Consider the following 12422-nt stretch of genomic DNA (forward strand, 5'->3'; position numbering starts at 1 on the left):
GAATAATAAGGAACTAAACTAAAGTGAGCCAAATGCAAAAATTAAATTCACAACAACTTCAAGGTGAACTTTCTCGCCTTAACGAAGAACTACAAATGCGAGACCAATTAATTCAACAATTGTCTCAAGAACTTTTTCGCTTAGTTAAGGGAAATACAAGTATTGTACCAAAACCTATTATTCCTGAAGCTTATCAGTCTCAAATGCAAAGCTTAAAGGAACAACTCAATGAAGTTGAACAACAAGTAACTTTTTATCAAGAACAAATTTCTGAGCGAGATGCAGAAATATATAATTTGCGTCATTCTGTACAAGAATTAACAGACCGCTCCCAAATGCTAGAACAAGTAGTACAAGAACTACCAGAAGTATATCGTCAGAAATTTTCTGATCGACTTACACAAGTGCTGGAAAAAGTTGAAATGTTGCAAAAGGAAAACCGTCAGCTTCATACAGAGTTACAAAGTGTTAGTTATCGTCTAGCAGTTAGAAACCGTCAAACTAGTGGTCTTGATCTACCTGCTTTTGATCCTGCTCAGTCTGATTCTTCTGTAGAAATGCCTACACTTGGTAATGCTTGATTTTAGTAAGTATGGCCAGGGGTTGATACCAATTTTTCTCTAACCATCACTAAAAAGCCAAATAAATTAGATTGGCAAAGTAGGCCATATAGAATTGCTATGCTTAAAGCATATGGAAGACTAATCTCACCAATAATTATATTTTCTCGGCCATCCCTGAGTGTCTCTCAATCAAAATTGGAAAGAGAAGTCATTGCGTTTACCAGTAACTAGGGGTAAAGTGACTGGTAGCTATGACTGCTAGTTATGGTGTTGTTCTTCAGCAAGATTTTTGAGCGTTATACAAATCCTTAATCACTCAAAGTCCTTCGGCTCTTGATTTCTATTTCTTGAGGGGTTGGCGGAGAAAGTGTGGGAGCTATGATCGCTTTTCTTAGGAGTATAATCTCTTTCTTGTAAATTATCTCTAATTTCTGTATTTAAGTAATTGGGACAATTTTATTGGCCTTTACACCATTATGCTTACTTTAAGTTAAAGTACGAAAAAATTTCATCAAGATTACTAAACATTTGAAAAACTCTATCTAATTGAGCAATCTCAAAAGCTAGCTTAACTGTAGGATGATTTAGGTTACAAATCACTAAACGATAACCATCTTTACGAGCTATGTCTAAACCAGTAAGTAATACACTTAAACCAGAACTATCTATAGACTCGACATTTGCCATATCAACAATCCAAAAATTGGATGGTTTTCCTCGTAGAGATATAAATTGCTCCTTCATATCATTTGCGTGGTTCAGGTCTAAGTGTTGGTGCGGAACTAAAATAATATATTTGATATCAATATCAACAGTTTTCATAGGTATCACCATTAATCAAAAAGAAGTAGTTTAGTTTTTTAGTTTACTCTAAAAATAAGGATAAAATAGAAGATAATTTTTGTAGTGCAAAATCACGGAAGTACAACTCAAAATTCAAAAATGAAAAGTATTGATTTGTAAGGCTTTGATTCTTTTTATTATCCCTATTAATATTAGAACTGCTATATCTCTTATCTACATCAAGATGACTTAAGTCATAAGTTAGTTCCTCCTATTCTACTAACTAACATGATCGTAAAAAATAAATAAATAAATAATAAATTTTATGGTAATTCTGTAGATATACTTATGTTTATAAGTAAACTTTTTTCACTCTCAGAAGTCTAACTACAGAAATCACTACTTGTACACCACTATCAATTTTATTAAGTCAACTTTGGAAGTAAAGTCCTATTTAATAATAATTTGTATCACTATACACAAATCAGCTCATAGCTGATCAATATAGTTAACTAGCTATTTTATTGGGGATAGCCTTGGAAAAAAATGTAGATATACCTATACCAGAAGAAAAAATGGTTACTCTTTTCAGAGGTTTTCCTCCTTGGAATGGAGGTTAACTTATTGGTAGATTTGGGTTGTACAATTATGGGAACTATACTCGGTAATAGTTGTGGACATTAGCTTTGCAAGTATGGTGGTTGACCATTCCGGATTAAGAAGCAAAACTTCTGAGTGTTAAAAATTCGCTTCAGTAAAAATCTAGCTGATTTTAATAGATTTGTGATTTTATGAAGCATTTTTGTTGTACTTTTAGCTAGAAACGCTCAAATGCTTCATTGGAAATTCTTATTATGTAATTTGATCACAGCAACTCTTTGAGAATTGATAATGGGAAGTTTATCTTTTTTGTACTGGACAAGATGATCGTCATAGAATGATTAGAGTAAAATGGCCATTAGCTCCTAGAATATAGACTTTTATCTTTAATACTTAATAGCATTGATCCCAGTACATGTCATCAATTCAAGGGGTTGACATTTACGGTATATTATGATATGAAAGAATACTTATAACCATAATTATGTACGCCGACTGCTCTAAACGACAATACATGACTAGACATTATAGAAAAAGGAACGACTAATAAGAATCCATTCAAAATTTACTACTAGGGCGTGAAGAAACTTGAGGGAGGACAGCAGCAGACAAACACCTCTTTGTGAAAGTTATTTTATATGTGTATAGACATGGAATTCCGAACCAGAGACTTACCAAAAAGATTTGGGGACTAAGGCAAACGTCAATACTCGTTTTAGTCGTTGGAGCTATTCAGGGGTATGGGAAAAACTATTTCAAACTCTAGCTGAGAATTTAGAAAACGAACATGACATGATCAATGGCATTATTAGTACTCATCAACATAGTGCAGGAAAAAAAGACAAAGGATTTTGGGGATTTTTATAAGTTATAAAGCAACAAGTCTATGGCTTATAAATTCCCATAAATTCCAGCATAGTTATATCCTAAGATTTTGTGTTATTCCCAGATTATTAGAAATGCTTAAACATTTTATTTGGCTGTTAATTCACTACCTCAAGTTTTAATATGTTTTTGTCCCTCAAAGATTCATTGCATTGCTACATTTATAAAGGCCAATATTTCTATTACTTGAGATTTAAATTTTTAGATTTTCAAAGATATAAATTTTGAGATAAAGAGTGCACATTAAGATATACTAAATGTTATAAAATTTTTTTTGTGGAAAAAAAGGTAGGTTGATGTTATGGAATTAGCAATGCTATTGGCAAAACTGCCAGAAGCTTACTCAGTTTTTAATCCGTTAGTCGATGTTTTACCAGTAATTCCTGTATTCTTTTTGTTGCTAGCTTTTGTATGGCAAGCAGCAGTAGGTTTCAGATAAAAATAAAATCTCTCAAAAGTTATTTGCTTCCTTTTTCATTGTTAGTAAAATTGTGAACATAATACTGTGGAAGCTTACAGATACTAAGTTTTTCATCTAGAGAGGTAAATTCTCTCTGGATTTTTCATTTTGCTTGATTTTTGTTTTATTTCTTGATTGAAGTGTTGTGGGAGGGTGGGCGACAACTATATCCCTTTGCTTGGTTATAATTCTATTTTTACAAATCACCTCTAATTTCTGTATTTAAGTAATTGGGATAATTTTGTTAGCTGCTAACCTGAATTTTTACTTTATAGACCAAAAAGCGTTGGTAAATTCAGGTATGATTTGTATTTTTTGGTAGTTGCTAAACTATTGAATAATAAATATTCGGAATTATTCAATTTTTATTTTCATACTTTGTTAGACCTAGACCGACCTAGACCAAAATTCATCTAAAATCTACTAGGGTTCTGTCTTTTTGGGTATAGTACCAACCAAAGCGATTGGCCAGGAAAGCATCTAAGCTAATCTGCTCTTGTTTGAGGAAACGACTTTGGATGATTTTTCCATTGAGATACATATCCAACACAGCGCAAAGGGAGGCAGAAGTTGTAAGCTGGATAGCACTCCATATTTCTCCATACAAGCTTATGGGGTAAATCTTGCGGACATCGCTGATTTGTTCAAGATAACCATTTCTCCAACCATTTACAGAACAGAAGATAACTATTACATCTTGCTTCGTCATAGGTATAGCATTTTCCAATATTTCTTGAAGAAGTTCTCGGCGGTCACTTAAACCCAATTCATTGGTTAAAAATTTCATCAGATATTGATGACCGGGATAACCCAGGGTCTTATAGTTAAGATTGCGCACTTGGCCCTCGAGAGTTTCGCAAAGAGTTCCCACCAGAAGTATTAAATGCTTCGTAATTTTCTCCATCTAGGGAGAAAGACTCCTCTTCTTCTAAGGGTATGGCCTCAACTTTACGACCATTATGAATAACTTCACAAGGATTACAGTATTCATTAATTAAACCGGTTGTAGACCAGGTGAGGTTATACATCATCATATTAGATGGGTACTGCGGTAGAGCACCTACACGCATTTTTAAATCTTCAAGCTTCTCAAAACCACTACACAGGTGATTAGCAAGGATACCGATAAACCCAGGGGCAAGTCCGCACTGAGGTACAAAGATAGAACTATTAGGACTTGTTTTGGCAATAGAACGAACTACATTGGTAGTTGCTACATCTTCAGTCAAGTCAAAATAACTGACCCTAGCTTTAGCTGCAGCCCTAGCAATGATAGGATTGACTTCATAGGAGCAAGCAGAGACAACACAATCTTGGCCTTCTAGTTTTTTTGTCAGAGTAGTTTCATCACTTATATCTATGGAAAAGGCATTGACAGGCAAAGATGCTGTTAAGCTTTCTAAAGCTTCAGGTTCTATATCCCTAACCATTATGATTTAATCACTGCTGTAATGTAAAAGTTTAGCGATCGCCGACCCAATTTTTCCAGTTCCTAATATAGTGACATGGTACATAGTTTTTACAATCTGAATTTAATTTGGTTCAACATAAATTGGATGTGCAAATTAATTACATCTTGATATGTATCCACGGATTTCCTATCCCAAAGATTGTGTCCTGCATCAAGTATATGCAACTTACATTTTTCGTCATTTTCTGCAAATTCCTGCAGCTTATGAAGATACTGAGGAAATAAATTGAAAGGGTCGCCCAAGCTAACCAAAATTAGGATTGGAGATAGAGATGGTCTAGATGGATAATTAAAGTTCGGTGTGAAAGTCTTGTAGGCTTCCCAACTATAATCGTGTAAAGTGACACCTGGAGCATGGAGAAGATCTGCTAGAATTCCAGCTTTCTCCTCCAAATATTGAACAGTAAATTGAAATAGTTCTGGATCTGGATGTGGTGGATTAACTGCTATTGCTCCAGCCAAGTCATGATAATGTTGTGCATACATTATACCTGCTATACCACCTTGACTACGTCCAGCAATAAAAACTGGGCGATCAGGATAAAGTCGCGACAATACAAGATGAACATGGCGAATTATTGTCATAAGACCATGCTCGCTGGCAAATTCAAATGGAGCATCTGAACCCATGCCGTTAAGTGGAAGATCGGCAGGAAAAGAAGCCACACGGAATGTCTCACCCTCAGGTAATAATTCAGTTAATAAACTTTGGTTGCTTTTTCGTCCAGTTCCACGATTCTTGCTTTTTCGGCCATGAAAAGTGCCTGCAACATCGCATAAGGTCTCGGCAACAGAAAAGGTTGTTCCTGTACCAGGTAATAGGATTTGGATTGCACGATGAGTCTTATCAACTAACTTCTTTGGTTCTAAGATACCTGTGAAGGCCATCGGCAGATATAATTTAGTGAATGGAAGACTTTGTGTAGGTTTGTTTGTAGCACCAACTCGATGAACCAATTCTTGGCTCTCTTGAATCACTTTCATACCTAGTAATTCATGGCGGGTTAAATTAGGAACTCTTACCAATTCTTCATTTATCTGCTCGAGCCTTTTCAATTCTGAACTCATTGTTTCCGAATTTTGTACGCTAAAAGATAAATAGGGTCATCGTAAATTGGCATCACTTTAGAATCAATAGGAGTCCATTCTGGTTGGTCTAGGACTTTCTGAAGTTTAGGTAAGAAACTCTGGCGTGCCGTTAAAACTAATACACCTTCAGGGTGGATATTGTCTTGAATTTTGTTAAGTTCTACCTCATCAAAATTTTTACTGGAACAGATCTACTTTAACTACTCGTTTGCTTCTTGGTTAGATATTCTTCTCCCATTTGATATTTCATCAAATTCACAGGGTATATTCTAGGTTTTCTTCAAAACTGGTACTTTTAACCCGGATTTGGCAGAATATACCTAAAATTGTGCAGAGCGCTTTTTTCTTTCGTGTTTAGTTACAGCTAAAAAGCAAATATATGTGAGGTTTGCTAGCCCACTTTTAAATTTATTAAATTCTCAGGCTTTATTTTATTCCTCATTGGTAGAAATACTAAAACATTATTTGTTGGCTGTTAATTTACCGAAAAATTTGGTTTCAAGCTCCACCCTTCTAGGACAACTTTTTAGTTTTTTTGAATAAATTAATGTTATCTTTATTGTTGTTAGTTACAGGACCGGCAGTCTGAGACAAAAGACAGACGTGGAAGCCAACGAAAAATTTGCATATAGTTAGTATCTGCTAAAATGGGTTAGACCATGTAAGAACTCAGAACTCAGAATTAATCAGGGTTATATTCTTACACATAAACAGAAAAAAATATGCAGTTTAAATGCATAACAGCTTACTTTAAGGTTAGTATTCAGCAATAAAAGTGAATAAACCACGAGGCTTGGTGTATTAGTCCAAATAATTCTTGACGAGTTGAAAATTTCAAGATATCCCGGTAATTGCTGCTATTAAAGAACTTTGTGAGTATATTCGTGTTGCTTAACATTGTCATCATTACTAACAATGTTTTCTGCATTTAATATTCGTTTACGTTCTAGAGAATAGTTGAAGTCATCACGACGACTTCCTAGAGGAACCAAAGATTTAACTTCAGGATGAATTTTATATGTGCGAGTAGCAGCGATCGCTCTCTCAGCAAAATTATCTGAGAATTGAGCTTCTGGGGGAAAATCTTTAGGTAGTAAAGGTGTTTCTCCAGATAATACTTTGCCTAAAGTTGTTCCACAAGCTATTTCATATGAAGTGGGTATTCCTTTAACAATAGCTTCAAGAGCTGCTGATGGTATTGGTTCAACAATTTTTACTTGAGAGATTTCACCATCTTGTTTGACAAAGCAGGTTGCTAGACCAATAACTAAATAATCACTAGCAGATAAATCTGGGGCATTGGGATAAGCGGTGATAGTTGCCATAGAGTATTATAATTTTTAGTTCCTAGAAACTAACTTATCATAAGCTGAGTCAATTACTCGCTTACCTCTCAAGGCACCAGTATTAGCACCAGGGCAAATATACTTTAAAGTTTCACAAGAAAATCGGTCAATCAAAAATTTAACACTTTGAACCTGTCTAGGCCAATGGAAAGTTTTAGGAATACGTAATGGGACAGGTTCCCCCTGAGGATTCGGCAATAAATGCCGACCTGTAAATAATACCCCTCCATTCCCCGAATAATATAGACAAGATGAACCTGGAGAATGACCAGGAGTCCAGAAAACACTAGTATGTGGACTTAAATTAAACTCATACTCAAAAGTCGTTGGTTTTAGTCCAGGCAATAAATAAGCTTCTTGTTCTTGAATTAGAATCTCACATTTGAAAGCTGCTTGAATTGCTTTTGCCTTGCCAATAGCACTACGATTGGTAATATACAACCACTTTATTCCTCCTTGTGCCATTATAAATTTTTGATTTGTTTCATTATTAGCAGGACAATCAATCAGAATGTTGTTTTGATTCTCTACAATAAAATAAGAAGTTCCTCCTAGAGTATCCCGATTTGGCGAAAAAGCAAAAATATTTTCTAGGACAAACTGGGGAGCTTTAGACATAAAGGGCTGTTGTATCAAGACAGTATGATTACTTAATTAGAAATAGACAATATCAGCAAAACAAATATATTATGCTTTTTTTATTAATTTTAATTTTGTTGGGGTTAATTACATACTTTATATTGCAGCGTAGTGTAAGTCAAATTACTCATACTCCTATCTGGATATTATGGCTAATTATGATGACACCGTCTTTAATATGGACAACTTGGATGTTAATCTATCCTCAAAAACAAGTACCACCAGGGTTAATTATTATTCCTTTTGTTTTGTGTCCTTGTCTATATTGGTTATTGCTACAATGGGGGCGTAATGTACCAAGTAAATCAGATAAATCAAAAATCGAAAATAGTAGCTACAATAGTCAAACTGAAATCGACTCTACTCAAACTACCAAGCAAACTTTACCAAAACTAGCAATAGACAAAACAGAAGAAACCAACCTCCGAAATTGTTTTCCTTGGACAGTTTACTATCTACGGAACTTAGAGTATAAACCTCAAGCAGTTATTTGTCGAGGTCAGTTACGTTCTAACTCTGAAGTTGCTTATAAAACTGTACGAGAAAATGTAGAAGGAAAATTTGGCGATCGCTTCTTAGTAGTATTTCAAAATAGCTTTCAAGGTAAACCTTTCTTTGCCCTAGTTCCTAACCCTGGTTGTAGTAAGAATAAAACTCAAGATTCTACTGAATATAAAAAAGGTATAATTTTGGCTTTAGGATTATTACTAATTACTTTATTCACTACTACATTAGTAGGAGCTAAAGAAATAGTTGGTGTTTCTGAGAATACTATAAAATATAACCCTAGCTCATTAATCCAAGGTTTACCTTACGCAGTTGCTCTAATTTTTATTCTAGGATGCCATGAATTTGGTCACTATATAATAGCTCAACTATACAAAATTCCTATAACTCTACCATGTTTTATTCCAGCACCGTTTTGGTTTGGAACTTTTGGAGCATTTACTCGGTGGCAAAGTCCCGTACCTAATCGTAAGTCTTTATTTGATGTTAGTATAGCAGGCCCTATACTCGGATTAATAGTTACAATACCCCTATTAATTTGGGGTTTATCTCACTCTAGTATTGTTCCTCTTTCTGAAGATTCAGGAATCTCATCTCTAGATTCCTTAAATCCCACTTTTTCTTTTTTATTAACTATATTGAGCAAATTAGCATTAGGTGCAAAGTTAACTTATAATAAAGCTATAAATCTACATCCAGTAGGAGTAGCTGGTTATATAGGTTTAATAGTAACTGCATATAATTTAATGCCTATTGGACCACTTGATGGTGGTCATATAGTGCATGCTATGTTTGGGCAACGCACTGCCATGGTAATTGGTCAAATTTCGCGTTTTTTATTATTACTATTAGCTTTTATAAATAAGGAATATTTATTCTTAGCAATCTTTTTATTTTTACTGCCTCTTGCTGATGAACCTGCTCTTAATGATGTTAGTGAACTAAATCATCAACGTGACTTTTTAGGATTGTTAATGCTAGGTTTATTAGTATTAATTTTATTGCCTGCTCCAAAGATGGTAATACAATGGTTAAGTTTATAGTTTTAAATTATAGATTATTCATAATTTTATTTAGGCAAAAAAACACAGTTATTTGAGTAATTATTCTCATAAAAATGGTAATGTTAATAACGCTTAATATATCAATAGATGGTAAAGCATTAATAGTTTTTGTAGAATATTTTTTGATGCCTAATTTAGGGTAAAGAATAGTAGTAATAATGGCAAATATACCTAGCTATAAATTGAAAATAATTGAACCATTAATTAAATCAGTTAGCACAAGTATAATTAATTTACAACCCTAATCACTAAACTTTAATCCCATAGAATTATAGTAGGTACTCCTAAGTCAAAAGTTTTTTGCGTGGTTTGTATACACCACAGCCAAGCTAAAATGCTCAATCTAATATTTGCTAGTTTTTAATTATTAGATAATAACCACTGCAAAAACTATTTTTAATATTGTTGCTACTGTACCTTATTAACTACAGAATATGTTGTAAATAAGATAAATTGAGAACAAAAATTTTCTTTAATTAAAAGCTAATATTGATGTTCTGCTAAATTTTTTTTTTGCTTAGTATTGATAGGAAAAATAGTAAACTTTTCATAAAACTTTAACTAGGTTCATCTCAATTTATTAAGGGATAAATAACTGTACTCAAGAAGAGGGAATACTTAAACCATTTAGTTAATTTATTGGTAAACTTGAACTGTAAAGCATCCTTGTTTTTTGGCTTTTGCGATCGCATTTATCCAACATTAAAATCAAGCAGCAAAAGCACCATTAAGATAAGCACACCAATGCTGAAGTATACGGGACAAATTTTTTTGTGACCATTTTGCCCCTAATAATTTAAGCCATAAACCAATTTGTTTGACTAGAGATTAAACAGCTCCTGAACCTATTGAATTTCCTATTGCTTGCCTGGCTTGGTAGTTAATAATGGGAAATTGATGCTTTATCAAGTATCGTATAATGAGTTTTTTTTATATGATCAAAGTTTATTTATATTAGATAATGGGAAATTCTGGGAATAACTATTGCGAACTTTAGCTCAGAGCTATCTCAAGGTAAGAAACTTTTTCAAAACAACTATAAATAATCTAAGCTAGCTATATTGCTATAAAACTATTAGCTTTAAAAGCTAATAGTTTTTTGGGAAAACTTTGTACTCTCCAGTATCTATAGTTTTTATAATTATTAATTTGAAGGCAGATTATTTTGAGGATAAATAATCTGATTATTTGAAGTAAATTCTAAGAGTTTAGTTTCGCATATCAAAGCAGAATAACGACTTAACAAGAAGGTTTCATATAAATAACTATGCTCAAATTTCATTAAAGGAAGATTATAAGTTTCTAAAACTCCTTGAATACGATGAAAAGCGTCTGGCAAATTATTAAAAGGGATACCAGGAAAAGCATGATGAACTCCATGATAATTTAACCCTCCTATTAACCATCCAATAATATCATTTTCCTGAAGATTACGAGAGGCATAAAGTTGAGTAAGTTGATAAGTTTTAGCTTTGCCCCAAAGTCCATAATGTTCTAAATGGTCACGGGTTTGCATCACAATACCAATTACTCTTTCTAAGATTAACCAAAATAGTAAATAGCGCAATAGTAACCCATTTGTAATGACAAAACCGAGCATAACTCCATGGAATAATGCCATCCCTCCTACATCTAGAAATATTTTTTGCTGGAGGCGAGAAAGTAACTTTCGGTAACGCCAACCATAAATGAAGGTTTTCATAATTAACCCTACTCCTCCTGCCAGAAAAATATCAATACTACATTGATGACGCACATACCATTGTACAAGAAGACAAGAATTGTGATATTCTTCCCAGGTCCACTGTACCCTTTCTGGGTCTCGTAAGTCACTGCCATTCCAGCTGTGATGTAGTTGGTGCAGTGCAGCATAAATGCTATAAGGCCACAGCATCGGCCAACTTATTAGTCTAGGCATAATACTGTCAAACCATCTCCACCCAGTTAAAGTTTGATGAGTCATATCATGGGTACAAATTAACCAGAAAGCATACACGAGTGCTGCAAAAATGCTAATGCCTGAAAATAAAAAATTATTAGATGTTGACCATGCTATTGTAACTAAACTGAAGAAAGCAAAACCTAATACAATAAAGCGAATTAGTCCAGTAAAAGAGTTAATTTGATGCAAGTCGGAGGTTACTTTTTGTAAATCTCGGGTTAGTCTAGTTGAGTTTATTAAATGCTTACTCATATCTATTGATTTATAACTGATTTACTTTAAAAAAATGGAAGCTTTTACGGTCTAGGTTAGTAATTAATTAATCATTAATGGTGTTAGGTAAGATATGATGAAATTGAGTTACCGAATGGTGAAATGAAATTATAGATAATTTTTTTGTTAATGTTAGACAAGATATTCTTCTTGTTCTTGTTTTTCCTATGGTTGATCAGCAATAAATTGTATTTTTCTGTCAATATAGATATGGAGTAGGTGAAGTTTTATATGACTAATTTAAAAAAATGGAAGCTTTTACAATCTAGGTTAGTAATTAATCATCAATGGTGTCAAGTAAGACAGGATGAAGTTGAGTTACCGAATGGTAAAATTATAGATGATTTTTTTGTTAATGTTAGGCAAGATATTGTTCTTGTTTTTCCTGTGACTGATCAGCAAGAAATTGTATTTGTCCGTCAATATAGACATGGAGTAGGTAAAGTTTTATTAGAGTTACCGGCAGGATATTTTAATCCTCAAGTAGAGTTTCCTGAAGTAGCTGCGATGAGAGAATTGAGAGAAGAAACTGGATATGTTGCCGAGAAATTAATTAAATTAAAAACTTTATATGATAATCCTGTTAAAGATACTAATTCTATTCATTTCTTTGCTGCTAAAAATGTGATCAAATCTCAAAAACAAGAGCTTGATATTACAGAAGAAATTGAAGTGGTCTTAATACCTGTTTCTGAGGTTCTTCAGAGAGTATTGATGACAGACATAAATGTTTGTGGAACTATCGCAGCTATATTTTTAGGATTAGAATACTTGCGCAACAATAAATTAGGATGAACTAT

Annotated in this window: 12 protein-coding genes and 1 pseudogene; 5 read left to right on the top strand and 8 right to left on the bottom strand. The window is 33.6% G+C overall.

Translation table 11 applies throughout. The features are described from left to right. Nucleotides 1–23 precede the first annotated feature (23 nt). Nucleotides 24–581, top strand: a complete 558-nt coding sequence (locus TERY_RS18690; RefSeq protein WP_370495839.1) for an Npun_F5560 family protein — start codon at nucleotides 24–26, stop codon at nucleotides 579–581. Between the two features lie 462 nt (nucleotides 582–1043). On the opposite strand, the gene TERY_RS18695 is transcribed toward TERY_RS18690, so the two are convergent. Continuing rightward, the gene (locus TERY_RS18695) at nucleotides 1044–1397 is read right to left on the bottom strand and encodes an STAS domain-containing protein (RefSeq protein WP_052845840.1); all 354 of its coding nucleotides are present in this window, start codon (nucleotides 1395–1397) and stop codon (nucleotides 1044–1046) included. A 1233-nt stretch (nucleotides 1398–2630) separates the two neighbouring features. Between TERY_RS18695 and TERY_RS31210 the strand changes: the two genes are divergently transcribed. Beyond that, nucleotides 2631–2813 (top strand): hypothetical protein, encoded by a 183-nt coding sequence (locus TERY_RS31210; protein ID WP_011613257.1) that lies wholly within the window; start codon nucleotides 2631–2633, stop codon nucleotides 2811–2813. Nucleotides 2814–3132: 319 nt separating this feature from the next. After that, nucleotides 3133–3270, top strand: coding sequence for a photosystem II reaction center protein K (locus tag TERY_RS18705; RefSeq protein ID WP_011613258.1), 138 nt, complete (start codon nucleotides 3133–3135; stop codon nucleotides 3268–3270). A gap of 430 nt (nucleotides 3271–3700) precedes the next feature. On the opposite strand, the gene TERY_RS35375 is transcribed toward TERY_RS18705, so the two are convergent. The 5 genes from TERY_RS35375 to TERY_RS18725 form a co-directional block, all read right to left on the bottom strand. Continuing rightward, a complete protein-coding gene (locus tag TERY_RS35375) occupies nucleotides 3701–4129 on the bottom strand; it encodes a saccharopine dehydrogenase family protein (RefSeq protein ID WP_196797119.1) in 429 nt (142 codons plus the stop codon). Further along, entirely contained in the window at nucleotides 4116–4721 is a 606-nt protein-coding gene (locus TERY_RS35380) for a saccharopine dehydrogenase family protein (protein WP_196797120.1), read from the bottom strand. Before TERY_RS35380 ends, TERY_RS35375 begins: the two co-directional genes overlap by 14 nt. A gap of 89 nt (nucleotides 4722–4810) precedes the next feature. Next, nucleotides 4811–5830 (bottom strand): alpha/beta fold hydrolase, encoded by a 1020-nt coding sequence (locus TERY_RS18715; protein ID WP_011613259.1) that lies wholly within the window; start codon nucleotides 5828–5830, stop codon nucleotides 4811–4813. Between the two features lie 881 nt (nucleotides 5831–6711). Beyond that, entirely contained in the window at nucleotides 6712–7176 is a 465-nt protein-coding gene (locus TERY_RS18720; protein WP_011613260.1) for a hypothetical protein, read from the bottom strand. A gap of 15 nt (nucleotides 7177–7191) precedes the next feature. Continuing rightward, nucleotides 7192–7815, bottom strand: coding sequence for an MBL fold metallo-hydrolase (locus TERY_RS18725; protein ID WP_011613261.1), 624 nt, complete (start codon nucleotides 7813–7815; stop codon nucleotides 7192–7194). Between the two features lie 71 nt (nucleotides 7816–7886). On the opposite strand from TERY_RS18725, the gene TERY_RS18730 reads away from it, so the two are divergent. Beyond that, complete coding sequence (locus tag TERY_RS18730) at nucleotides 7887–9386, top strand: site-2 protease family protein (RefSeq protein ID WP_011613262.1); 1500 nt, start codon at nucleotides 7887–7889, stop codon at nucleotides 9384–9386. A gap of 729 nt (nucleotides 9387–10115) precedes the next feature. On the opposite strand, the pseudogene TERY_RS37435 reads toward TERY_RS18730, so the two are convergent. Further along, nucleotides 10116–10325: pseudogene (locus TERY_RS37435) on the bottom strand (ISKra4 family transposase); the annotation flags it as partial. 226 nt (nucleotides 10326–10551) lie between these two features. Then, nucleotides 10552–11601: a fatty acid desaturase gene (locus tag TERY_RS18735; RefSeq protein WP_011613263.1), complete on the bottom strand. Its 1050-nt coding sequence runs from the start codon at nucleotides 11599–11601 to the stop codon at nucleotides 10552–10554. A gap of 252 nt (nucleotides 11602–11853) precedes the next feature. Between TERY_RS18735 and TERY_RS18740 the strand changes: the two genes are divergently transcribed. Further along, nucleotides 11854–12417 carry an NUDIX domain-containing protein gene (locus tag TERY_RS18740; RefSeq protein ID WP_011613264.1) on the top strand — a complete coding sequence of 188 codons (564 nt, stop codon included), beginning with the start codon at nucleotides 11854–11856 and terminating at the stop codon, nucleotides 12415–12417. Nucleotides 12418–12422 lie beyond the last annotated feature (5 nt).

Source organism: Trichodesmium erythraeum IMS101 (assembly GCF_000014265.1).
Lineage (GTDB): Bacteria > Cyanobacteriota > Cyanobacteriia > Cyanobacteriales > Microcoleaceae > Trichodesmium > Trichodesmium erythraeum.